Origin of the sequence: Rubritalea marina DSM 17716 (assembly GCF_000378105.1) — a bacterium.
Classification (GTDB): Bacteria; Verrucomicrobiota; Verrucomicrobiia; order Verrucomicrobiales; family Akkermansiaceae; genus Rubritalea; species Rubritalea marina.
Window position 1 is genome coordinate 1 of the sequence record NZ_KB899265.1, and the last position, 22,443, is coordinate 22,443.

19 protein-coding genes are annotated in these 22,443 nt (G+C 52.1%); 13 read left to right on the forward strand and 6 right to left on the reverse strand.

What is annotated here, in order from left to right:
* The first annotated feature begins 698 nt into the window (after positions 1-698).
* A complete protein-coding gene (locus F454_RS15175) occupies positions 699-2,222 on the forward strand; it encodes a cytochrome-c peroxidase (protein ID WP_018970962.1) in 1,524 nt (507 codons plus the stop codon).
* A 200-nt stretch (positions 2,223-2,422) separates the two neighbouring features.
* Here F454_RS15175 and msrB read toward each other — a convergent pair whose 3' ends face one another.
* Positions 2,423-2,887 carry a peptide-methionine (R)-S-oxide reductase MsrB gene (gene msrB / locus F454_RS0112315; RefSeq protein ID WP_033367997.1) on the reverse strand — a complete coding sequence of 155 codons (465 nt, stop codon included), beginning with the start codon at positions 2,885-2,887 and terminating at the stop codon, positions 2,423-2,425.
* Positions 2,888-2,995: 108 nt separating this feature from the next.
* Positions 2,996-3,580, reverse strand: a complete 585-nt coding sequence (locus F454_RS0112320) for a DNA-3-methyladenine glycosylase I (protein WP_018970964.1) — start codon at positions 3,578-3,580, stop codon at positions 2,996-2,998.
* 82 nt (positions 3,581-3,662) lie between these two features.
* On the opposite strand from F454_RS0112320, the gene F454_RS0112325 reads away from it, so the two are divergent.
* On the forward strand, positions 3,663-4,547 hold the full coding sequence (locus F454_RS0112325; protein ID WP_026292888.1) for an NAD(P)-dependent oxidoreductase: 885 nt from the start codon (positions 3,663-3,665) through the stop codon (positions 4,545-4,547).
* Positions 4,544-5,263 carry an alpha/beta hydrolase family protein gene (locus tag F454_RS15180; RefSeq protein ID WP_018970966.1) on the forward strand — a complete coding sequence of 240 codons (720 nt, stop codon included), beginning with the start codon at positions 4,544-4,546 and terminating at the stop codon, positions 5,261-5,263. The genes F454_RS0112325 and F454_RS15180 overlap by 4 nt, the downstream gene beginning before the upstream one ends.
* A gap of 4 nt (positions 5,264-5,267) precedes the next feature.
* Here the strand turns inward: F454_RS15180 and F454_RS0112335 are convergent, their stop codons facing one another.
* Positions 5,268-6,176 carry a DUF4261 domain-containing protein gene (locus F454_RS0112335; RefSeq protein WP_018970967.1) on the reverse strand — a complete coding sequence of 303 codons (909 nt, stop codon included), beginning with the start codon at positions 6,174-6,176 and terminating at the stop codon, positions 5,268-5,270.
* A gap of 23 nt (positions 6,177-6,199) precedes the next feature.
* Positions 6,200-6,946, reverse strand: coding sequence for a VC0807 family protein (locus F454_RS0112340; RefSeq protein WP_018970968.1), 747 nt, complete (start codon positions 6,944-6,946; stop codon positions 6,200-6,202).
* A gap of 160 nt (positions 6,947-7,106) precedes the next feature.
* Between F454_RS0112340 and F454_RS0112345 the strand changes: the two genes are divergently transcribed.
* Positions 7,107-7,925 (forward strand): hypothetical protein, encoded by an 819-nt coding sequence (locus F454_RS0112345; protein WP_156817275.1) that lies wholly within the window; start codon positions 7,107-7,109, stop codon positions 7,923-7,925.
* Here F454_RS0112345 and F454_RS0112350 read toward each other — a convergent pair.
* Complete coding sequence (locus tag F454_RS0112350) at positions 7,922-9,109, reverse strand: BamA/TamA family outer membrane protein (RefSeq protein WP_018970970.1); 1,188 nt, start codon at positions 9,107-9,109, stop codon at positions 7,922-7,924. The genes F454_RS0112345 and F454_RS0112350 overlap by 4 nt on opposite strands.
* Before the next feature lie 154 nt (positions 9,110-9,263).
* Between F454_RS0112350 and F454_RS0112355 the strand changes: the two genes are divergently transcribed.
* Positions 9,264-10,073, forward strand: a complete 810-nt coding sequence (locus F454_RS0112355) for an inositol monophosphatase family protein (protein ID WP_156817276.1) — start codon at positions 9,264-9,266, stop codon at positions 10,071-10,073.
* A 100-nt stretch (positions 10,074-10,173) separates the two neighbouring features.
* Positions 10,174-10,629: a 6-pyruvoyl trahydropterin synthase family protein gene (locus F454_RS0112360; protein ID WP_026292889.1), complete on the forward strand. Its 456-nt coding sequence runs from the start codon at positions 10,174-10,176 to the stop codon at positions 10,627-10,629.
* A gap of 83 nt (positions 10,630-10,712) precedes the next feature.
* On the opposite strand, the gene proS is transcribed toward F454_RS0112360, so the two are convergent.
* Positions 10,713-12,230 carry a proline--tRNA ligase gene (gene proS / locus F454_RS0112365; RefSeq protein ID WP_018970973.1) on the reverse strand — a complete coding sequence of 506 codons (1,518 nt, stop codon included), beginning with the start codon at positions 12,228-12,230 and terminating at the stop codon, positions 10,713-10,715.
* 233 nt (positions 12,231-12,463) lie between these two features.
* Here proS and F454_RS0112370 point away from each other — a divergent pair, with 233 nt between their 5' ends.
* The 7 genes from F454_RS0112370 to gyrB all read left to right on the forward strand — a co-directional run bounded on the left by F454_RS0112370 (position 12,464) and on the right by gyrB (position 22,429).
* Entirely contained in the window at positions 12,464-13,096 is a 633-nt protein-coding gene (locus F454_RS0112370; RefSeq protein ID WP_156817277.1) for an Amuc_1102 family pilus-like protein, read from the forward strand.
* A 68-nt stretch (positions 13,097-13,164) separates the two neighbouring features.
* Entirely contained in the window at positions 13,165-15,003 is a 1,839-nt protein-coding gene (gene mul2B / locus F454_RS0112375; RefSeq protein ID WP_018970975.1) for an Amuc_1101 family PilM-like pilus complex protein, read from the forward strand.
* 5 nt (positions 15,004-15,008) lie between these two features.
* Entirely contained in the window at positions 15,009-16,628 is a 1,620-nt protein-coding gene (locus F454_RS0112380; protein ID WP_018970976.1) for an Amuc_1100 family pilus-like protein, read from the forward strand.
* 69 nt (positions 16,629-16,697) lie between these two features.
* Positions 16,698-17,300: a dephospho-CoA kinase gene (gene coaE, locus F454_RS0112385; protein ID WP_018970977.1), complete on the forward strand. Its 603-nt coding sequence runs from the start codon at positions 16,698-16,700 to the stop codon at positions 17,298-17,300.
* Positions 17,297-18,667, forward strand: coding sequence for a transcription termination factor Rho (gene rho, locus F454_RS0112390; RefSeq protein ID WP_018970978.1), 1,371 nt, complete (start codon positions 17,297-17,299; stop codon positions 18,665-18,667). The genes coaE and rho overlap by 4 nt, the downstream gene beginning before the upstream one ends.
* 17 nt (positions 18,668-18,684) lie before the next feature.
* Positions 18,685-19,734, forward strand: a complete 1,050-nt coding sequence (locus tag F454_RS15185) for a ribonuclease D (protein ID WP_051083305.1) — start codon at positions 18,685-18,687, stop codon at positions 19,732-19,734.
* Between the two features lie 139 nt (positions 19,735-19,873).
* On the forward strand, positions 19,874-22,429 hold the full coding sequence (gene gyrB, locus F454_RS0112400; protein WP_018970980.1) for a DNA topoisomerase (ATP-hydrolyzing) subunit B: 2,556 nt from the start codon (positions 19,874-19,876) through the stop codon (positions 22,427-22,429).
* The last annotated feature ends 14 nt before the right edge of the window (positions 22,430-22,443 follow it).

The following is a 22,443-nucleotide window of genomic DNA, read 5'->3' on the forward strand; positions in this document are numbered from 1 at the left end:
CACCACCTAACTGATAGAAAGCTATTAAATCAACTAGGCGTTCGGGCCACCCGACCGTGCTGTTGGGTGCCGACCTAGGCGCCTCCGACGAGCAAGCACGGGCCCATTCTCGACGCCACTCGCCACCCCAGCACTCGCTAAAACAAAAGAAACTCAACAATCGCAGGAAAACCACTTGCCACACCTTCTCATGGAAGACGCTGCACCCAATCCCCTCACCGTCGAGAAGCGAGCCATTCCCAATCTCCAAACATTAACCCAAAAACAAAGCGCGCTGAGAGTTCAGCGATTGGTGTGCTTTACGTTCAGGAAAAAATGGAATTACTCTTTGCAATAGGTAGAGCCATCCTAGGGTTGGGAGATGCGATAATATTCTTCGACTTCCTTTTCCACGTCCTGCTTGGATTCTATTGGTGGCTCTCGCCGAATTTTCGAAAAGAAACCAAAGAAAAAGAAGACTACAAAAAAATAGGAATCTATATGGGTGCGTGCTTAGCACCAGTGGTGATACTATTTATAGCCTACCTAGTCATCACCTGAACTAAAGACCTGAACCAGCCGGAGCAGGACAACCCGATAACCCGCCCGTAAAACTCTAAAAATCACTAGGGCTTCTAACTCGTCAGGCGGGTTGCCTGTCCTCTACGTTCGACTGAAAAATGCTGCAACTTTTGAAGATCGTTCCGGTTTGATCTTCCATGTCCACTAGTAACTTCATTCTAGCTCTTGGCTATTCGTTGCCACTTGCATTGATTACTCTACTGCATGGCGATGACTTTCTTGATGTGGCAAATCTCAAGAATTACTCTAATCAGGTCATTCCCACCTATATCACAAAAGACAACAGCCCCGAACATAACTCTATCACCAACGAAGGTTCGACTCTTGGGAGAGTTCTTTTTTACGACAAGCGTCTATCGGCTGATAACACGATTTCTTGTGCCTCATGCCACCAGCAGGAACATGCTTTTTCCGATTTGGCTGTCCTCAGCGAGGGGATTAACGGGAACCTCACTCCTCGCCATTCGATGCGCTTGGTCAATGCTCGCTTCGGCGATGAGGTGAAATTCCGTTGGGATGAGACTGCTGAGAGTTTGGAAGAGCAGATGATCATTCCGATCAAGGCTGAAAAAGAGATGGGCTACAGCGGTGAGAATGGCAATCCCGGCATGAGTGATCTGATTGCCGAGCTTGCCGCCACCAGCTTTTATCCGCCTCTCTTTAATTTAGCTTTCGGTGATCCTACGGTTACGGAGGAGCGAATGGGGCTGGCGTTAGCTCAGTTCGTGCGCAGCATCCAGTCCTTTGACTCGAAATACGATGCTGGCCGTGCCCAGGTAAGTGATGATCTCACAGATTTCCCAAATTTCACGAATGATGAAAATGCGGGAAAGCGGCTCTTTATAGAGGATTTTCAATGGGAAGAGGCTACTCATACCGTTGCCGATGTCCCGGGTGACCCGGGAGGAACGTTCAATGTGGCAATGCGCGTGAGCGGAGGTTTTAATTGCGCAACTTGCCATCAGCCCCCCGAATTTAGCATTGATCCCGGCTCGTTGAATAACGCTTTTGTCCGGCCGCCATCAAATTTTCCGGGTGATCCATCTTGGCTTGTCGGAACGCGCTCGCCAACTCTGCGGGATTTGATCAAAGCTGACTGGGAAGCTGAGGGCGACAACGGCGAGGCCTTGAATGGAGGAATGTTTCATTCTGGGCAGGCTCTTTTCCTGAAGGACATCTTCGGGCATTATGAGTTCCGCCGACTCGATGAAGATGACAACACCAACCTAGATCCAAGATTGATGCGTGTCAGTCCAACGACTGGTGAGAACATGGCACAGCTTCTTAATTCAACTGCGAGAGAGCGGCGTCAAATCAGTGCCTTTCTGTCCACTCTAACTGGCAGTAATGTTTACACGGACGAAAAATGGTCTGATCCATTCGACGAGGCCGGAAATTTGACCTTATCCAATGAGCTCGCGATCAATGCGATCGACTATCAGAGGGAGAGTGATCAACTGACGATTGACTGGAGAAGCCTACCGGGAGCGTCCTACACGCTCTGGTCTTCTCCAGATCTTTCAGAGGGAAGTTGGAGCATTGTGCAAGAAGGGATCCCTGCTTCTACGGATAATTTCAGAACACCATTTGGTCCGTTTGCAGCTCCAAGCCCCCTGAGATCATTCTTTCGAGTGAGCGACGATTCTTCATCGCCCGACTGATAGTAACCAAAGTCGAACAATAAGTTCGTCGAAATAATTTTAGTCAGACTAAAATAGAGAGATCCTTGCATTCATGGGGGCTAGGGCGTGATGGATTGGTCTATAGAGCTTTGGATTGATTGAATGTCAAGGTGAGCCAGCCGCTTGGGTTAATGGCTGGCGCCCTCACCTCGCTCAGCCGTCGCAAAACCAGTATCTACTCACTCCGCGCTTTTCTCTTCGGCTTGTGCGTCGGGCACGAAGGTGAGAACTGTGCCATTGATGCAGTAGCGTTTGTCGGTGGGGGTGGAGAACCCTTCGCCGGTGAATACGTGGCCTAGGTGGGCATCGCAGACGGCGCAGAGCACCTCGGTGCGTACCATGCCAGCAGTCATGTCTACCTTGGTCTTCACGTTTTCGGCATTGGCGGGGTCGTAGAAGGATGGCCAGCCGCAGCGTGAATCAAATTTTTCTTTTGAGCTAAAGAGCTTGGCTCCGCATCCAGCGCAGTAATAGGTGCCAGCTCCTTGTTTTTTAAATTGCTTGTAGACGTCGCCATTGGGGCGTTCGGTGCCATCTTGGCGCGCGATGCGGTATTGCTCTGGGGTGAGTTGGGCTTTCCACTCGGCATCGGTTTTTTCGACTTTGGCGGTGGGTTGTTTTGGGGCCTTGGGTGAGGTTTCCATAGGTTCTTTGGCTGGGCTGCTGCAGGCGCTGAGCACTGCTAGGGTAAGGGCTAGAATGATACGCATAAGATCAGGATAGTTGTATGGTAGGAGGTGGCCAGTCGGAAATTATTGCAAATCTTTGGCTTCGTCATGGGTTTTTGTCCTGAGGAAACAATCGACAAGGTGGTCGTCGACGATGCCGACAGCTTGCATGAAGGCGTAGATGATGGTCTCGCCGACGAAGGAGAAGCCTCGTTTTTTGAGGTCTTTGCTAATGGCTTTTGAGAGCTCTGTACTCGCGGGTACCTGTTCCAAGCTCTTCCAGGTATTGATGATCGGTTGGTGATCGACCCAGCCCCAAAAGTAGTGGCCGAGACTTCCCTGTTCTTGGATCAGCTGGATTGCGGCGATGGCATTTTTGCGCGCGGCGAAGACTTTGAGTCGGTTGCGGATGATGCCTGGGTTGAGGAGGGCGGCTTCGAGCTCGGCATCGTTCATTGCTGCGACTTTTTCGATGTTGAAGTGGTGAAAGAGCGCGCGGTAGTTTTCGCGCTTTTTTAGCACTGTGATCCAGGACAGCCCGGCTTGAGCGCCTTCGAGGATGAGCATCTCAAAGAGAGTTTGGTCGTCGTGCACTGGCTGGCCCCATTCGTGATCGTGGTAGGCGATGTAGAGTGGGTCTTGAGTGCACCAATCGCAGCGCTTTTTCATGCTGACGATAGTGCCTCCTCAAATCGAATGATCAAGCTCTCGTGTGCTTTACATTGGAGGCTTCTGTGATTTAGATCCAGCTATGAAACCTAAAATTGGTATTGTTGGATTGGGTCGTATGGGGGCGAATATCGCACGTCACCTCAACGATGAGGGTTACGACGTGGCTGCGGTGTACGATCTAAATCAAGATGTGGCTGGTGAGCTGGCCGTTGAGTTAGGTGCGCAAGCGGCATCCAGCCTGCCACAAGTCACAGCAGCTTCACAGGTGGTGATCACCGTGGTGAGTGACGATGCAGCGATGCTGGATATTTTCAAATCACAAGGGGACACTTTGCTCATCGGTGCTGAAGGGGTGACTTTCATCAATTGTGCTACTTTGAGTCCCGAGGCGCACCTTGCTGCGGCCGAGGCTGCTCAGGCGGTGGGGGCTCATGCTTTGGAGGCTGCAATGGCTTCTAGTATCCCTCAAGCGCGCAATGGCTCGCTCTACCTCATGGTGGGGGGGGACGCTGCGGTGGTGAGTGCACAAAATGAATTGCTTGAATGCATGTCTGTCGCGCTGCGCCATGTTGGCCCTGTAGGTGCCGCAGCAAAGGTGAAGGCTCTGGTTAATATGGTGATGAATATGAACACTGCGGCCCTCGCTGAAGGGTTGGGCTTGGGTGACGCTCTGGGCCTCGACCTAGAGATGCTCTGCGAAGTTTTCTCTCAGACTGGTGCGAACTCACGTGTGCTTGAGACTGATGCAGAAGACATGCTCACGCGTGATCACGAATGCTATTTTTCGGCAAGTCACGCAGCCAAAGATAGCGGTATCGCCAATGCTCTCGCCCAGCAAGCTGGCATCAAGACTCCAATCTCTGACGCCACAGAAGCGCAATTCCGCAAGATGGAGCAACTTGGTCTCGGCGAACTCGATAAGTCAGGTGTGGCGGAACTCACGTTCAAAGGAAGAGGCGCATGAAATTACACAACCAACACGGCGAAAAGTTAGACTATATTCAGGACCTTAGCTCCTCACGCGAGGATGTTCTTGTGGTTTTGGGGCACGGAGTGACTGGCAACAAAGACCGGCCGCTTCAGCGTGGTGTGTACGAGGGCCTGGTGGCTAAAGGCTGGCCAGTACTTAGCCTCTCATTTGCTGGTAATGGTGATTCTGAGGGAAACTTTGAAGATGCCACAATCCCCAAGGAAGTGGATGATCTGCACGCGGTACTCGATCAGGTGAAGGGGGTGAAGAGAATCGCCTACGTTGGCCACTCCATGGGAGGGGCTGTTGGAGCTCTAGCTGCTGCTAGAGATGAACGTATCAGCGTGCTTGTTTCGCTAGCTGGGATGGTGCGAGCCAAGAAGTTTTTCGATACTGAGTTTGGTGATGTGGTGCCCGGACAAGGCTGTATGTGGGATGAAGAGGATTGCCCTCTATCTGAAGCATACGCACAGAGCATGGCAGATCTGGATAATACTCTAACGGCAGCCAAGGACGTGCGTGCCCCGTGGTTGCTCATTCATGGCGACGCGGATGATGTGGTGCTGCCACAAGATAGTGAGGATCTGTACCTCACCCTCCGGGGGAAGAAAAAGCACCTTGTCATTGAAGGTGCCGACCATTGCTTTGAGGGGTATTACCCTCAGGTGGTTGACGAGATTGACGCGTGGCTCGAGCAGCACCTCGGCTAAGCTGCTATTTTTTTTCTATCAAGCTGAGCCTCCAAACAGGCTCAGCTTTTTCGATGAGAGACTTGGCAGATTGGAACTGCCAAGTGGCTCCATGTGAGTCTTGCACCTCCGTGCCATCTTCAATCTTGAGTGTGCCAGCGATGGCTTGCTTGCGCAGCATCGTCAGCATGTCGAAGAGGCGCGGCCGGTCGAGCTGCGAATTTTCAATCTCGATGTCGCGCAAGCCAAGTGGGTGCATGCCATCGGTAAAGATATTCCACCCACCCTTGGCGTGTGCCTCAAACAGGAGCCCGACCCAGAGGTTCGATGGCGCTGGGGCTGGTGAGCCGATGCGCCACTCAGCCTGCTTCAAAAAGCTGCTAGGCTCGTGGAGGATGGAAGCATCACCCCAGTAGACGGCAATCGTAGGGTGCGCATCAGTGAATGCCGCAAGGGCATGGGTGAGATCAGCCGCTGCGTGCCAGGCTGGGCGGCGGATGCTGGTGCAGGTGATGGTGATGTTGGCCTTGTGTTTGTCTACCTCGGTCTTGGCATCTGGCCAGTGGAGCGAATTTTCTGCAGCGTAGTGGGTGTCACCACTTGGTATGGGGGCGTCTTCTAGTACGGCGACAAAGCGGGAACGTCCGATACGCCATTGCACCACCTTCGCCACTGCATCGATGGAAAATTCGTGGATCTGTTGGTCCGTGTTTAACTTGAACCAACGGGTGAGTTCTTCTTTGATTGTTTCCTCTGACGCCAACTGGTTGTTTTCTAGGCAAAGGAAGGCGAATTGGGCTTCATTGGCTGGGCGCAGTGGGACGAGCTCGGCGACAGGGATTTGCTGGTCTGCGTCGGTTTTTGGAGTTTGCGCGATGGCTGCCGGGGAGAGAAACAGCCCTAGGGTGATGGCGATGGTGCTGTGCTTTTGCATGGTTCCTAGGGTAGGTTGTTGCTTTATCGAGGTAGGAGAAGTTGCTCTCTACTGAGGCCAGTGAGCTTTTCTAGGCCGTTGATCATCATGAATAAGATGTACATGGCAACGACGACCATGGGCACTGCGATGACGGCGAATCCCCAGACTGTGATCTTGCCGACGATGGCTGCGTATTCTTCTTTCCACTGAGGGATGTTGGGTGCGAGGTCGCTGAGAAAGTAGTGGGCCAGTCCGAGGTTGAGCACGGCGCTGAGGCAGAAGGAACCAAAGAAATAGACCGTGCACTTCCAGATCAGAGCTTCGTATTCTGAAATGAGGTGCTTATCCGCCACCGCATTCTCGATGCGCTTGATGTCGAAAATACCGTCATTGTAGATGAAGGTGCGGAATAGCGGGTTTTTGCTGCGGCGGGTGATGAGGAATAATGAGCCCAGAATCAGTGGTTGGATTGCTTCTTTGATGCCAAAAATCCAGCTCACATGCGCCTTCGCAGACTCGTTGTACCAGAGATAGATGGTGATCAAGCCGGTGAGCAAAATAGCGCCCATGCCGACCGCGGAGAAGATGTTGAGGTTGCGGTGCTTGAGCCAGTGCCAGACACCGTAAGCGAGTGGTAGTGCGAGCGCGACTACCATGGCCCATGTGGGACCCAGGTGGTACACTTCTGATCCTTCTTTGCTAAGCTTGCTGAGTACAATCGTGGGCAGCAGCACGTTAATGAGGATGTTGACGAGTGGATTTTCTTCCTGGGTATTTACTTTGCTCATGGCGCTATGGCTTGGTCTGGTTGACCCTATTTCTGATAGTGCTATCGGATCGATGTCGATTGTGGAAGAGAGAAATCAGTGGGCGGGCTAGATTCTTGTGCGCTCAGGTGCATCGTGGTAGTGATGGGCAATGCAACGAGTTGTCAGATTTCTATCATTGATGAGCATGCTACCCGCCGTCCTCATGGCGGAGCCCCTGCCGGAGCTACCGAAGTTTGTCCGCTTCAAGCATTTCAAAGCAAACCCAGGGGAGCTTACCCGGATTGAAATCCAGTCCCATTCAGGGAAAGGTTCGCTGAAAGTAGAGGACCATGAGGGACTGCATCGCGGGCAAATGCGGGTGAATTGGGATCAGATGATCGACCGCAGGGAGTTTGTCGAAGAGGGAGTGCGCAAGCTAAACTACAGGGTGCTCAAGGACCGTGTGGTGACCACAGTGGTGCTGGATGGTCAGGAAAAAACACAGGAGAAAGAAAGCCCATTGGTGGGCGAGACAGTCGAAGGGATGCAAGACAGTCTCGGCCAGTGGAAGTTTTTCTTAGATCACCTTTCTGGCACTGAGCAGGCTAAAATGCTGGAAGAGCTAGAAACTTATGAAGCGCGTCAATGGTTCGTAGGTGGCGCGATGCGCGTGGGCGATTCTTGGGAATTCCAACCCAGCTTTATCCGGCACATGATGGAGCGCGACCTCAAAGGGGCTGCAGTCGAGGCTCGGATGACATTGGCGGCGATTGAATATCTTGGTAAGGTGCCCGTGGCGCGCTTGGATTTTACGATTCTCTCAAAGGGGGCGAGTGCCGAGGCGGATGCCAGCGCTTTTTTTAAGGGGAAGGTCTATGTCAATCTGACCAATATGCTAGATTACCACACCGAGATGGATGGGTATTTGCACAGTCACGTCGAGCACGCGGGTGCCGACACGCGCTTGAAAATCCCGCTTCATTTCATCGTTAAGCAATCGATCCACCCGTCACGCTAACTGCGCGGCCAGGCGCTGCCAAATTGGATGTAAACCGCCGAGGTGTCCTCGGAGAAGCCAGCATCGATGCCGACGTGCATTCCGTGACGTTTTGAAATGAGGTAGCGGAAACCCGCACCACCCGCGATGATCTCTGTGCTCCCACCGAAAAACTTGCTGTCATTCCACGCCATGCCAACACCAGAGAATCCGAGTAAGCTCCAGCGCTCATGAATCTGCCAGCGTAGCTCGGCTTCTAAGTTTGCTGCGCCATCACCTTGGTAGCGCACCATCGGCACACCACGAAGCTCGACGAATGGCAGTCGGTAAAATGGTACGTCTCCAAAGCTCTGAGTCACTGCTCCTCGTGCAGAGAAGTACAGCTTTTCATCGATCAAGGGGATAAATTGTAATGTCTGGAGCGTGAGCAATTGGAAGTGGTCTGAGGCGCCCCAGCTGGGGTCGCTCCAGCCAACTTCTAGCTCAGTAAGTTGACCATTGGTCGGTGTGAAGACATTGTCTCGCGTGTCATACGCAATGCCGGTGGTGATGGTGCTGAATGTGGTTTTGAAGCCCAATGCTGAAAGGTCGACTTCTGGGGGTAAAAATTCGCTGCCGGGAAACCTCTTGAGCGACGCATTGACGTCGCCGTAGAAGTACTTTAGTCCCAGAGTCCAGGGGGATTGATCTCGTATTTTCCACTCGCCACCCAGCGTGAATCCAGTGACGTCTAGGTTGTATTGGAGCGCCAGATCGCTTGGGATGACTGAAGTGCCAGATCCGTAAAAATCCAGATTGAAGGATGCGTCAAAGACAGCCGCCTCCACTTGCACCCGTTCGTCAAAGTGGTAGGCAGAATATGCGGCAAATAGGCCCTCACTGCCATTTTCCGTCATCAGGCCACCCAGTGCGTAAAAGTTTGGTCTCGCTTGCCCCTCCGGCCGATGGATGAATACTGGAACCACTGCAGCACCATAGCCCACGGCGGGCTCCGTGATTGGTGCAATCACAGGGTAGAAGCCGAATGGCTTGTCTAAAAACGCCCCAATATCCAGATAGCCATCGTCTTCATCGAAGAGGCTAAATTTCTTTTTAGGTAACTCCTCTGGCCCGTGGTGCTTACCCGCGATGTCCTCAGTGTAGTCTTGGGCATTGAGGATTCCCAAGCCAAGGAATGTGGACGCGAGGTAGGAGCTGATTTTCATGGTTTAAGGAGAAAGAGTTAGAGCCAGAGTTAGGCACATATCGGGCTCGTTTGGAAGAAAAAATAGCTACAGCAAGAGAGCTTTGCTGAGTCATCCGGCTGGGCGCTTGATTTTGCACTTCACAGATCAGCTGCACCAGACCACTGTGAGCGGCATGAATGAGGAATTACTAGCTCAGATGCCAGCAGTGATCGCTGCAGTAGAAAAAGCGAGCGCCTTCCAAAAAAAGCACTTTCGCTCCATGCCCACTGGTGCAGACGACCAAAAAGCCGCGCGCGAGATGGTCTCATTTGTAGATGTGGAATCTGAGAAAATCCTCCAGAGCGAGCTCATGCCATTGGTCGATGGTGCCGGTTTTTACGGTGAAGAATCCGGAAAAACAGGCTCTCAGGATCTCGTTTGGATCGTTGATCCCCTGGATGGTACGACCAACTACCTCAGCGGTATTGACCACTTCTCTGTGGCTGTCGCACTCGTCAAGGACGGCGAGCCTCTCCTTGGTGTGGTGCACAAACCTGTGAGCAACGAAACCTGGAGCTGTGTCAAAGGCGGCGGGTTGCACTACAATGGCGAAAAAATCGCCCCCGTTTCAGATTCATTGACCGAGGCAGATGCCTTGTTTGTGACTGGCTTTCCATACCGCTCTCAAGACCTAGCCAAGGCTTTCTTTGCCTGTGCTGACGAGGTCCTCTTACTTGGTCGCGGTATCCGCAGAACCGGGAGTGCCGCGCTCGATACCGCCCATGTTGCCAGCGGTTGGTACCAAGGGTTCTGGGAGAGTGACCTCCAGCCATATGATGTGGCTGCCTCGATGCTCTTCATGCAGGAAAATGGATGCGTGGTCACCAATGAGATGGGAGCTCGCTACGATCTTTTCAGCGACCGTATCATGGTTGCAGCATTGCCAGGGGTGCACCCGAAACTTCGAGCCACCGTAGAACAGCATTATGCCTCCGAAAGCTAAGAATCGCCTCAGCAAGCCAAGACGCAGGCGAAGCCTGCCTGCTCCAATTAGAAACATTAAACCAGCACCGAAAGCATCTGCCTCAAGTGCCCCATAGTCTATGCCATACAGAATTTGTAAAATGATCGAGGTGGAAAACGGCCACCTTCTCTCTAAGCACCCAGATAAGTGTCGCTTCCCTCACGGGCACACCCGCAAGGTGGAGCTCGTCTTCGAAGCAGACACGTTAGACTCACACGAAATGGTCTTCGACTTCAAACTCGTCAAGCGCATGGTAGATGACTTCCTAGAAACCTACGATCACGCGCTCTGCATGAATACCGAGGACCCGAAGTTTGATTTCTTCAAAGAAGCCTACGGCGATCGCATCATCGGCTTCGAGGGGCTCGACCCCACCACAGAAGTGATGGCCAAAACAATCTACGACCATACCAGCAATCAGCTTCAGCGCTTCATCAACGAGCCAGACCCTGAGTACCCGGTGCGCGCAGAAGTTCGCGTCAAACATATCCGTGTCTGGGAAACCACCAGTTCCTGGGCGGAATACGGTGATTGAAGGTCAAAACCCTGAGCGCTGGCTCAGGGTTGATAGGGTAGCAGATTGCCTCGGGTAGATCGAGCGCTGGGGTAGGATGGGGCCTAGTAGCTGCGTCCCCAGATTGCGCGTGCTTTGCTAGGCTTACCGGTAAGGACGCAAGGAGCTTCTTCGCCATCTTGTTGGTCGAGCGGTAGGCAACGTATGGTGATCTTGTGTTTTTTGGAGAGTGTTTCCTCTTCCTCTGTGGATCCGGCCCATGGCGTGAGGAGCCAGCCGGGTTGTTCAGCGTCCCAGTGTTGCTCGAAGGCTTCTAGTTGGGTGCATTCTTGGATGTTGGCATCGCGGAACGCGGTGGCGCGTTCGAGTAGGGTGTCTTGGATTTCCTGCAATGTGTTGGTCACCTCTCTGAGGAACTCTTCTTTATCGAGGAATGATTTTTCGTTGGATGCTTGGTCGCGGCGCTGAAGGCAGACTTTGCGGGATTCGAGGTCGCGTGGGCCGATCTCAATCCGGATAGGTGCGCCTTTTCTGACCCATTCCCATTTCTTTTCACCGCCGCGGAGGTCGCGCTTGTCGACTTGGACCCGGAGTGGTTCACCGTGGAAGTCTTTCAATCGCAGGGTGCTGGCGAGGGCTTCACAGGCGTCGATGATGGCGTCGCGTGTGTCCTCTTTCGGAGTGACTGGGATGATGATGATTTGCTGGCTTGCGATGCGTGGCGGTAGTACGAGACCGTCGTCGTCCGAGTGGGCCATGATGAGGGTGCCGATCATGCGAGTAGAGACTCCCCATGAGGTAGTCCAAGCATGCTGGGTGCTGCCGTCACGTCCGGTGAATGAGATGTCTTGGGCCTTGGCGAAGTTTTGGCCAAGGAAGTGCGAGGTGCCGGCTTGGATGGCTTTTTTGTCCTGAACCATGGCTTCGACCGTGAGTGTCATGTCGGCACCAGGGAAGCGTTCGGCTTCGGATTTTTCACCTGGGATCGTTGGGATCGCGAGGTGCTCGCGGAGGAATTTCTCATAGATGCTGTGCATCTGGCGTGTTTCAGCGAGTGCTTCTTCTTTGGTTTCGTGAGCGGTGTGGCCTTCTTGCCAAAGGAATTCTGCGGTGCGCAGGAACATGCGGGTGCGCATTTCCCAGCGCATGACATTGGCCCATTGGTTGATAAGCAGTGGAAGGTCGCGGTAGGACTCAGTCCAGCGTGAGAAGGCGGCTCCGATGATGGTTTCAGAAGTTGGTCGGATGACGTATGGCTCATTGAGTTTGCCAGCTGGCTCCATTTTGGTGGTGCCGTCATCTTGTTTGGTGGCCTCGAGGCGATGGTGGGTGACCACGGCGCATTCTGTGGCGAAGCCCTCAGCGCATTCAGCTTCTTTTTCGAAGTAGGAAAGCGGGATGAGGAGGGGGAAGTAGGCGTTCTGGTGGCCCGTTTGCTTGAAGTATTTGTCGAGTTGCTGTTGGATGTTTTCCCAAATGGCGTAGCCCCATGGCTTGATGACCATGCATCCGCGTGTTTCAGAGTTCTCGGCGAGATCAGCACCCTTGATGACTTGTTGGTACCACTCTGGGAAGTCTTCACTGCGTGTTGGTTCGATCGCGGTCTTTACTTGCTTTGCCATGGCATGGATGTAACGCCTGATTGAAGATTCGGCAAGTGGGATTCGTTCAAATTGATCGTCGCTCAGGGAATTAGCAAGACTGTTACGATTGGATAGGCTGCGTATGACCTCGATTCAATGAGCCAGGTGCGGATGATCACTATGTAAATGGTGCCAAAGCTTAATGATTTTGAACATTTGTACTCGCCAAAGCGTTAGTAGGGACGTTAGTACTTTTGGAACTACCTTTACCTATGAAAAAAACCACAATGAAATCTTTGTTGTCGCTGATGGCAGTCACAGCCATGGCGACGATCTCTCCTGCGCTAGCTCAGGCTGGCAAAGTAGCAGCTTCTGATCCAAAATTTGACACGATCGAATCGCCAATGGTCGGCGGCAATACCGGGCGCAAGAACTGGAAGCCTAAGGAGTGGTTGGAAGCTGAGGTGAAGTTTAAGGTGGAAATGCCTAAGAGTTACAAACAGCACTTCGTCGATGAAGTTACCGTGCGTTGGTTCGTGGCGGTAGATAATCCGAAAGGCAAGGGCTATGTCTTGCTAGAAAAGGAAGTGACTCATGTGAACGTGCCAGTGGGTGAAGAAGTGTATTCATCAGTGTACCTCTCTCCAAGCGCGATCAAGCGCATCACCGGCAAGGATCGCGCCAGCAAAGGAGCGATTAGTCATATCGGTGGTGAAATCTCAGTCAATGGCACATCCGTAGATGGCGACAAAGGTAGGTATTTTACTTCCAAAGGAAAGATAGGCTGGTGGACCAGTGGAAAACTCTCTCGCTATGATGCAATTCCATTGCTCAACAAAAATGAGACACCATTCGCCTTCCTATGGTGGGATCGCTACGCCGAGATCCGCAACGAGCGCCGCTAAAGCTGCAAATGATTTCTTATGCCAACTGATCGGATCGGTTGGCATTAACTTTAAGCACGAATACAATTATGGCTGATTCACAGTCTCTTATCACATTGAACATTGGCTCACAGACGTTGAGCATGGGGGTGTTCAGTCCGGCTAAAGGTGGCGGGCTGATCATGAAAGCCTACGAAACCACCAATATTCTTGCTGATCCCGCTGCGGATGCAGCGCGTTTGGGGCAGCTGAGGATGGCGATCGCCGAGCTGGCTGGTAAGCTTGGTGTTTCCAAGGGTAAGGTTGATTACGCGATCTCTGGTCAGTCGGTCTTCACGCGTTTTGTGAAGTTGCCAATGCTAGGTGAAGATGATCTCGAGCAATTGGTGGCCTTCGAAGCGCAGCAGCACGTGCCATTTCCTATCAATGAAGTGACATGGGACTGGCAGCTCTTGGAGTCGACGGGCACCGAGCGTGAGGTCGTCCTAGTAGCGATCAAGGAAGAAGCGCTTGATGAGCTCAACGACTGCGTGCGTGATTCATCGCTAGGGACCGGCACAGTAGACGCCTCACCCATGGCTCTGGCCAATGCCTTCAAGCACAACTATGGTGACGTCGACGAGACTTGCTTGTTGATCGACGTGGGTGCTCGCACATCGAATCTCATTTATATCGAGGGTCAGAAGATTTTCACCCGCAGTATTGCTATTGGTGGCGCGGCTCTCACGAGTGCGATATCTAAAGAATATGGCGTGACCTACATGGAGGCGGAATCGCAGAAGATCGCGAATGGCTTGGTTGCGCTCGACACGCGCCACACGTCTCAGTTGGACGAGCTCACGGGAGCGCTTGCCACATGCATTCGTACGGCGCTCAATCGCATGCCGGCGGAGATCGCCCGCACAACAAATTTCTACCGCAGCCAGCAAGGGGGCAGCGCGCCAACACGTGTTTTCTTAGCCGGTGGTGGTGTGAACCTTCCGCACATTGCTGATTTCTTCCAAGAGAAGCTGCGCATTCCAGTGGAATTCTTCAACCCACTGGCGAAAGTCGCAGTAGGCAGTGGCGTGAATACTGAGCTTGTCGCCTCTCAGGCGCATCAGTTGGGTGAGATTGTTGGTTTGGCATTGCGCTCTACCAGCAACACGCCAGTGAATATTGATCTTGTGCCACGCGTGGTGCAGCGCGAACGTCTCGAGCGCAAGCGTCGTCCATTCATTGCGGCGGCGGCGGCACTCACTGTCGGGGCCTTTGCTCTCCTCTACGTTGGCAACATGCAGAAAGCAGCAGATGCTTCTGTGAAGCTGGCTGAGGTAAAAGAGCGCGTCTCTGCGCTGGAGGAATTTGCCTACCCTATCGAGGAGCAGATCGAGCGTGAAGATGATATTTTTGCTCATACGATCCCATTTTTGGATGCGCATGACGGTCAGCGATATTGGCTTAATCTGATTGATGATCTCAAGCAACGTTTTGGTAGCACGCATGTCTGGGTGACAGACTTCAGCCCGTTGATCAACTACTCTGTGGGTGCTGAGAGCAAACCGCAGACAGCTGTTCGCAGTGACTTTGCTACCTTGCCATACGGTAAGTCTGGGATGGCCGATCCAAAGTTGGATCAGCCAAAATTCCTTGCTGCTGGCCGTGAGAATCCACGCTACGTGCCACCACTCATCAATGCTGTCCGCATCAAAGGAATGTGGCGCGGTGCGGGTGGTGCCTCTCAGGTGAATGAGCTGGTAAAGTCTCTCACTGCTGATGACTCCAAGTACTTCACCCTTGAGGTGAAATCTACGGGGCCAGGCCGCCAAGAAGTTCAGGTGCTCACACCTGCTCAGTACTCCGAAATCGACAGCATGCTCCAAGAGGGCCAATACGCTGCCGCATTCACTATCACTATTCCACTTAAGCAACCACTACCTCTCAGATAACTACCATGAGCTGGATCCAGGAAAATAAATTTACGGCCGTAGTCGCGGGGGGCGCCCTCGCTGGCTCAATAGCACTCGGTGTGCTGGCTATGGGGCAGTCGGACGACTACAAGTCTGCCAATGCCAAACTCAAGAAAACCCTCAGAAAAGAGGCTGATCTTCGCAGTATTCAACCATACCCGAATGAAGAGAATCTCGCTGAAAAGACCGATATTGTTGATGCATACGAAAAGCAATCGATCGAACTGCGTAAGCAATTTGACGCGTACAAGCCTAGTGCTGATGTGGTGAAGGACTTCGCTCCCGATGCGTTCAGTAAGCTAGTGAGTACTTATCGTGCGCAGTTGGATGCTAAACCAGTGAAGGATCTTCTTGCAGATTCAGGCATTAGCTTCCCAGATGGTGCTACTGCAAGTTTCTCAAAGGCGCGTTCCGTACTTACCGTGCGTAACACATCCAATGCTCTCGACCTCGTTGAGGCTCTCGTGGATGAAATCAAGTCTCAGACACCGCAGCAGATTCGCATGTCCACCAAGTTTGTGGAAGTGACTCAGGAGAACACCGATGAACTCAGTTTCGACTGGTTGCTCACTCCAACACCGTTGAACGGCGCGGGTAGCGTGTTCCTTGGTGGTGGTACTGTGGGTAACGGTGCTCCACGTAATAGCACGGACTTCATCAACCCAGTGAATGGCTTCAACATTCCTGGAATCCCGACGGACAGTACCACAGCGAATGTTTCCAACATCTCGACTGCAGGTAACCGTTCAGGTGGTTATGCGGTCACACGCGACAGCATCGATGCATTCTTGAACAACCCGAACCGCACCGCGAATACAGCGTCTGTAGCCCCGGGTATCATGTCCTTCACAGGTCTCTTCACTGATGGCCAAGTGCAGATGATCATGCGCGGTCTTTCACAGAAGAAAGGTGCTGACGTTATGACTGCACCGAGCATCGTGGCGCGTTCCGGTGAGAAGGCGACCATCGAGATCATTCGTGAGTTTATTTACCCAACTGAGTATGAACCACCAGAACTTCCAACTCAGGTTGGCAGCAGTGGTTCAGACGACTCTGGTGCTGTGAGTAACGTGTTCCCAGTAACACCTGCCACACCGACTGCATTCGAAACTCGTAACACTGGTGTGACTCTCGAAGTGGAACCAACACTCGGTGAAGATGGTTACACGATTGACTTGAGCTTTGCTCCTGAGATTGTGGATTTCGAAGGCTTTGTGAACTACGGTTCGCCAATCCAGACCACATCCTCTGATGCACTTGGTAACCCAGTGATCATTACCATCACTGAAAACCGTATTGAGATGCCAGTATTCTCCACACGCCGTGTGACCACTGGTCTTACCATCTATGACGGCCACACTGTGGCAGTTGGTGGTCTCATGCGTGAAGACGTGCAGAACGTGGAAGATAAAGTGCCCATACTTGGTGACCTTCCACTTGTTGGCCGTCTCTTCCAATCCAAGGCTGAAAACCACGTGAAGAGTAACCTCATCGTCTTCGTATCAGTGAACATCATTGATGCTACTGGTAAGTCCGTGCGTAACCCAATGGGTGAGCTCGACACTGAGGAAGAAGCAGGCGGAGATCTTCTCCCGCCGATCTAATCCTCTGGTGTAGGATAACTTGATTGATTTTCAAGCGAGGTAAGCGACAATGCTTACCTCGCTTTTTTTATGATGAACGTCTTAGGTCTAACAGGAGGGATTGCTACAGGGAAGTCGACGGCAAGTCGCCTCTTTCAGGAACTAGATTCAGATTGCGTGGTGTTTGATGCGGATCGCTGTGTGGCTGAATTGTATGCAAATCGTGAGGTATTGGATAGATTGTCAGGGCTGTTGGGTGTTGAATTATGCCTGTCTGATGGCTCTTTGAATCGAGAGAGATTACGCGCATTGCTCTTTGGTGATGAGCGGGTGAAGTTGAAAGTTCAGGGCTTGATCCACCCATTGGTGAGAAAAGAATGTCTTGCCAGAAAAGAGAAGGCGCTTACTGTAGGGACTACCACATCGTTCATTGCTGATGTGCCACTACTCTTTGAAGGTGGCTTTGACTTCGGTCAGGAAGCAAATCTGGTGGTCGCTGTGTCGCGCGAGACGCAGGTGCAGCGGCTGATAATGAGGAACGGATTCGATGAGGCGACTGTTCAAGCCATCCTTGAGGCGCAACTTCCCATTGAAACAAAGCAAGATCGTGCCGATTTTGTATTTTGGAATGAAGGCTCTGAGAGTTTGTTGCAGTCACAGATTAAACGATTTATAGAAAACAATTACCAATGAATGATGCACCATTAGATCCTGAGCTCGATGCTGAGGAAGTGGAACAGGCTCCAGCTGAACAGGTGGAGGAATCAGTAGTGGCAAGCCCGGCAGAGCCCGAGCTCCCCGAGGTGCCGCAGGCGCTCTCAGTCAATGCATTCCGGACTCTGCCACTCGCTGAACTCCACGATATTATTGAAAAGTACAAGATCCGTTCGCAGGCTACTGCGACTAAGGCCCAGTTGATTTTTGATATTCTGAGTTTCTTTGCAAAGAATGGCACCGAGCTTGTTGGTGAAGGTTGCATGGAGCAGGCTAAAGATAATTACGCCATGCTGCGCGATCCAGAGCGTTCATTCAAAACCTCTCCAGATGATCTCTATGTCGGCGGCGAGCTGATTCGCAACCACGGCCTCTTGGTCGGGCAGAATGTGAAGGTGAAAATCCGCGCCCCACGTGGACGCGATAAATACCTTTCTGCTGGTGAAGTCATCTCGATAGAAGGCGTGGCGGTGGACGAATATGTGAAGCCGATCGATTTTGAGAAGCTCACCCCGAAGTTTCCAGATGAACGGCTCATGCTCGAAAATGGGGCAGAAGGTGGCCTTGGCGTGCGCTTAGTCGACTTGGTGGCACCTCTTGGCAAGGGTCAGCGCGGGCTGATTGTGGCTCCGCCTCGCGGCGGTAAGACGATCTTATTGAAGCAGATTGCAAAGTCGATCCGCGCCAATCACGACGATGTGGAGTTGTTGGTCTTACTCCTGGATGAGCGTCCGGAAGAGGTGACGGATTTCGAAGAAAATGTCGACGCCCAGATCTTTAGTTCCACCTTCGATGAGACGGCTCGCCGTCACGCGCAGGTGGCTGATCTCGTGATCGAACGCGCCAAGCGTTTGGTGGAAATGGGGAAAGATGTGGTTCTTTTGTTGGACTCACTCACGCGTCTCGCTCGAGGTCACAACAATGCGCAAAGCAATGGGCCCATCGGTTCTGGTGGGGTGAATCCACAGGCTCTGCAGAAGTCACGCAAGTTCTTTGGCTCGGCTCGGAACCTGATGGAGGGCGGGAGTCTGACAATCCTCGCCACCGCCTTGATTGAAACTGAGAGTCGTATGGATGAGGTGATCTTTGAGGAATTCAAAGGCACGGGCAACATGGAGATCCGATTGGATCAAGATTTAGCCGAGCGCCGTATCTTCCCGGCGATTCACATCCCTCAGAGTGGCACGCGCAATGATGACCGACTCTACCACCCAGATGAGCTGCGTATGGTCCAAGATTTCCGTAAGGTGCTTGCCGCGCTTCCTGTCGGCGATGCTGTTGAAACCGCATTGAAGGCACTTTCAAAAACACAAAATAATACCGAGTTGCTTCTCAAGGGGCTCTAATAAAGATGACTTCTGATATGATAGAAACGAGTGAGCAACTAGCGGAGTTTTTTAAGGTAAAGTCGACCGGCTTCCATAGCTTGGACACTGAAGCAGATAGCTTGCACCGGTATCATGAGAAAATGTGCCTGTTGCAATACAGTGATGGTGAGCGGCATGTTCTGATTGACCCGCTCGCCGTGGAAGATATGCAGCCGCTGAAGGATCTGCTCGCAAACAATGAGCTGTGGATGCACGGAGCTGACTACGATATCACTCTGCTGCGTCGCGACCTTGGAGTGGTTCCTCCTGTGATCTGGGATACTCAGATCGGTGCTAGGCTTATCGGGGTGACGAGTTTTGGTTATGGCAATTTGGTCGAGCACTTCCTCGGGGTGGAGTTGTCGAAAGCATCACAAAAAGCGGATTGGTCGAAGCGCCCTCTCACGGAGAAGATGTCTGAGTACGCCATCAATGATGTGTTCTACCTCAAGCCACTTGCAGACAAGATTGTGCATGGGCTCAAGGAACTCGGTCGCTACGAGTGGTTTGTTGAGAGTTGTGAGCACGCGCGTGCGAAGGTCTTGGCAAGACCGACTGCGAAAGAGGATCCATGGAGAATCCAGGGGGCTGGGATGCTCAAGCGCAAGGGCTTGCTGTACCTGAGAGCTCTCTGGTACTGGCGTGATGCAGAGGCTAGTGAGTGGGATAAACCCACCTTCATGGTCTGTGGGAACAAGCAGTTGATGAGCTGGGTAAAGCAGATTTTAAATGGAGAAAGAATCGAGCTTCCTAAGCATTTCCGCAGTTCCAGGAGGAAGAAGTTCTTTGAGGCGATCGAGGAGGCCAAGAAGGTGCCTGCAGAGCTCTGGCCAACTCTGCCGCCACGCCCGAAGCGCCGTATCAAAGATGCGCGATTTGATCAGGTCTGTGAAGAGCTCTGCGCAAAGCGCGATGCTGTTGCTGCCGAGCTTAAAATCGACCCATCAATTATCATCTCTAAGGCCGTGATTGAAGCTCTCGCAGCCCATGAAATTGAGCCTGCTGAGGCACTCATGAAGTGGCAAATTGAGCTATTGGAACTCTAGTAGTTGTAAGATCTTTTAGCTTTTCTGAAAGGGCCTCAAATCGAGGCCCTTTTGTTTGCCCAAGAATCACAAAAAAACTCCACAAATAGCGCTCTTCTTTCTTGTCATATTAGGTTCAACTTATACGCTCTATCTACTCATGTCAGACACGCCAATTGAGCCCGAAGAGGCTGATACAAATGTTTCCGGAGATCAGGAATATGGCGCCTCACAAATCGATAAGTTAGAGGGCCTCGAAGCGGTCCGAAAACGCCCCGGTATGTACATCGGTGACCCCGATGTTAGAGGCTTACATCACTGTGTTTTTGAAGTGCTAGATAACTCGATTGATGAGCATCTAGCAGGTTATTGTTCCACAATCCAAGTGGCACTGCACGTCGACGGTTCGATTTCGATTTCGGATGACGGTCGTGGTATTCCCGTGGACATTCATCCAAAGTTTGGCATTCCGGCCGTTGAGCTAGTGCTCACGAGCCTCCATGCTGGTGGTAAGTTTGGCCAGGGCGCCTACAAGTACTCTGGCGGTCTTCACGGGGTTGGAGCGAAGTGTGTGAACGCGCTTTCTGATTGGTTTAAGGCAGAAGTCACGCGTGATAGTAAGGTGCACCAGATCACCTTCGAGCGAGGCAAGACGACGCAACAGCTTGAGGTTGTCGGGGACGCTCCATCTGATAAGACCGGCACCAAAGTGACGTTCTTCCCAGACGCTACTATTTTTGTAGATACAATCACCTTTGAATTTGATCGCTTGGCGACTCGCCTTCGCGAACTCACGTTCCTCAACCCAGGGCTCACTATCGTCCTTGAAGACGAACGTCCTGAGAGCGAAAAGAAAGAAACTTTCTACTACGCGAAAGGAATTGAAGAATTTGTGGCTCAGCTCAGTGAGAGCAAAACCACCGTGCACGAAGAACCTGTTGTCTTAAATGGCAAACGTCAGGTTGAAATCGATTACGACGGCAAGGTCATGGAAGACGACGTCTTTGCTGACGTGGTGTTCCAATACAACGACAGCTACCAAGACAATATTCTGTGTTACGCGAACTCGATTCCGAATGCCGATGGTGGTGCTCACCTCACCGGTTTCCGAGGTGCTCTTACGCGTTCTATCAATCAATACGCCAAGGTGAACAAGATCCTTAAGGACAAGGACCCGTCACTCTCAGGTGATGATGTGCGTGAAGGGATCGTTTGCGTGATCAGTGTGAAGATGCCGAACCCACGTTTCAGTTCCCAGACCAAAGACAAATTGGTGAATGCTGAGATCGAAGGGGTGGTTTCATCCATCGTCTATGAAGGGCTTCAAGAGTACTTTGACGAGAATCCGAACCTTGCTAAGCAGATCATCGACAAGGCTGTCAATGCTGCCCGTGCGCGTGAAGCCGCACGTAAAGCACGTGAGACGGTACGCAAGTCAGTCATGTCTGGTGGTGGCCTTCCCGGAAAGTTAGCGGATTGTTCCGAGCGCGACCCGGCAAAATCAGAAATCTACATTGTGGAGGGTGACTCCGCTGGTGGTTCGGCCAAATCTGGCCGAAATCGAATCAACCAAGCGATCCTGCCACTTCGAGGCAAGGTGATCAATGTTGAGAAGGCACGCTTGCACAAGGCGCTTCAGAATAAGGAAATTCAGGCGATGATCACTGCGATCGGAGCCGGGATTGGTGAGGGCGACCAGGAAGGGGCCTTCAACCTTGAAAAAGTGCGCTACCAAAAAATTGTGATCATGACCGATGCTGATGTCGATGGATCTCACATTCGCACGCTCTTGCTCACCTTCTTCTGCCGCCACATGCCGGAACTTGTGAAGGCTGGCTATTTGTACATTGCGCAACCACCCTTGTATAAGATCACGCGTAAAAAACGTGAGGAATACATCGCGGATGATGCGGCATTGAATAAGATTCTTATCGAGCTGGGTTCAGAAGATGTGCGCTTGGTCAAAGATGGAGTCGATGCAGTCAATGATGCTGAGGTGCTTCGCTCGGTACTTGACTCACTCGCGCAACTCAAGCGATTCACCAACACCTTGGAAGGCCATGGTGGTAGCTTCCGTGAGCTTCTCGCCGCTGAGAATGAGGGACACCTTCCGGAATTCCTCGTACGTGTTCGTCAGGGGAATGAAGAATTCATTCATTACTTCGATACCGAGAAAGAACTTCTCGGATTTGCTGCAGAGAACCGCGACCTCAGGCTCTTTGACGAAGAACTCACTGAGGAAGAAGAGGCCGCATACAAAGAGAAGTTTGATGGATTGCAGCGACGGGCGATGAAGCATGAGCTTCACGAAGCGACTGCCATCCAGAAGATTCTGGCACGTATTGAAGAGCTAGGGGTGCAGGCGAATCCGTTCTTCGCGGAGGACAAACCACTCTTCCAACTTGTGGAAGGTAGTGGCGATGATGCCGAAGCAGTACCTGTATTCAACCTCTTCGAGTTGCTCGATTCCGTGCTCGAAATCGGTCGCCGTGGAATGCGTATTCAACGCTTCAAGGGACTCGGTGAGATGAATGCCAAGGAGCTCTACAACACCACCATGGATCCAGAGAAACGTCAGTTCCTTCGCGTCAGACTCGATGAAGAAAATGCGATCGAAGCGGACAAGATGTTCGATGTTCTCATGGGCGATATCGTGGAGCCTCGCAAACGCTTCATCGAAGACAATGCTCTTAACGTTAGAAACCTAGACGTTTAATCACCGCTACTAAT

Excerpts from the sequence above, each read along its gene's own strand:
- F454_RS0112360 (WP_026292889.1), top strand. The coding sequence starts at position 10,174 with ATGCCATACAGAATTTGTAAAATGATCGAGGTGGAAAACGGCCACCTT.
- F454_RS0112335 (WP_018970967.1), bottom strand. The coding sequence starts at position 6,176 with ATGCAAAAGCACAGCACCATCGCCATCACCCTAGGGCTGTTTCTCTCC.
- proS (WP_018970973.1), bottom strand. The coding sequence starts at position 12,230 with ATGGCAAAGCAAGTAAAGACCGCGATCGAACCAACACGCAGTGAAGAC.
- F454_RS0112325 (WP_026292888.1), top strand. The coding sequence starts at position 3,663 with ATGAAACCTAAAATTGGTATTGTTGGATTGGGTCGTATGGGGGCGAAT.
- coaE (WP_018970977.1), top strand. The coding sequence starts at position 16,698 with ATGATGAACGTCTTAGGTCTAACAGGAGGGATTGCTACAGGGAAGTCG.
- F454_RS0112340 (WP_018970968.1), bottom strand. The coding sequence starts at position 6,946 with ATGAGCAAAGTAAATACCCAGGAAGAAAATCCACTCGTCAACATCCTC.
- mul2B (WP_018970975.1), top strand. The coding sequence starts at position 13,165 with ATGGCTGATTCACAGTCTCTTATCACATTGAACATTGGCTCACAGACG.
- rho (WP_018970978.1), top strand. The coding sequence starts at position 17,297 with ATGAATGATGCACCATTAGATCCTGAGCTCGATGCTGAGGAAGTGGAA.
- F454_RS0112355 (WP_156817276.1), top strand. The coding sequence starts at position 9,264 with ATGAATGAGGAATTACTAGCTCAGATGCCAGCAGTGATCGCTGCAGTA.
- msrB (WP_033367997.1), bottom strand. The coding sequence starts at position 2,887 with ATGGAAACCTCACCCAAGGCCCCAAAACAACCCACCGCCAAAGTCGAA.
- gyrB (WP_018970980.1), top strand. The coding sequence starts at position 19,874 with ATGTCAGACACGCCAATTGAGCCCGAAGAGGCTGATACAAATGTTTCC.
- F454_RS0112370 (WP_156817277.1), top strand. The coding sequence starts at position 12,464 with ATGAAAAAAACCACAATGAAATCTTTGTTGTCGCTGATGGCAGTCACA.
- F454_RS0112320 (WP_018970964.1), bottom strand. The coding sequence starts at position 3,580 with ATGAAAAAGCGCTGCGATTGGTGCACTCAAGACCCACTCTACATCGCC.
- F454_RS0112345 (WP_156817275.1), top strand. The coding sequence starts at position 7,107 with ATGAGCATGCTACCCGCCGTCCTCATGGCGGAGCCCCTGCCGGAGCTA.
- F454_RS15185 (WP_051083305.1), top strand. The coding sequence starts at position 18,685 with ATGATAGAAACGAGTGAGCAACTAGCGGAGTTTTTTAAGGTAAAGTCG.
- F454_RS0112380 (WP_018970976.1), top strand. The coding sequence starts at position 15,009 with ATGAGCTGGATCCAGGAAAATAAATTTACGGCCGTAGTCGCGGGGGGC.
- F454_RS0112350 (WP_018970970.1), bottom strand. The coding sequence starts at position 9,109 with ATGAAAATCAGCTCCTACCTCGCGTCCACATTCCTTGGCTTGGGAATC.
- F454_RS15175 (WP_018970962.1), top strand. The coding sequence starts at position 699 with ATGTCCACTAGTAACTTCATTCTAGCTCTTGGCTATTCGTTGCCACTT.
- F454_RS15180 (WP_018970966.1), top strand. The coding sequence starts at position 4,544 with ATGAAATTACACAACCAACACGGCGAAAAGTTAGACTATATTCAGGAC.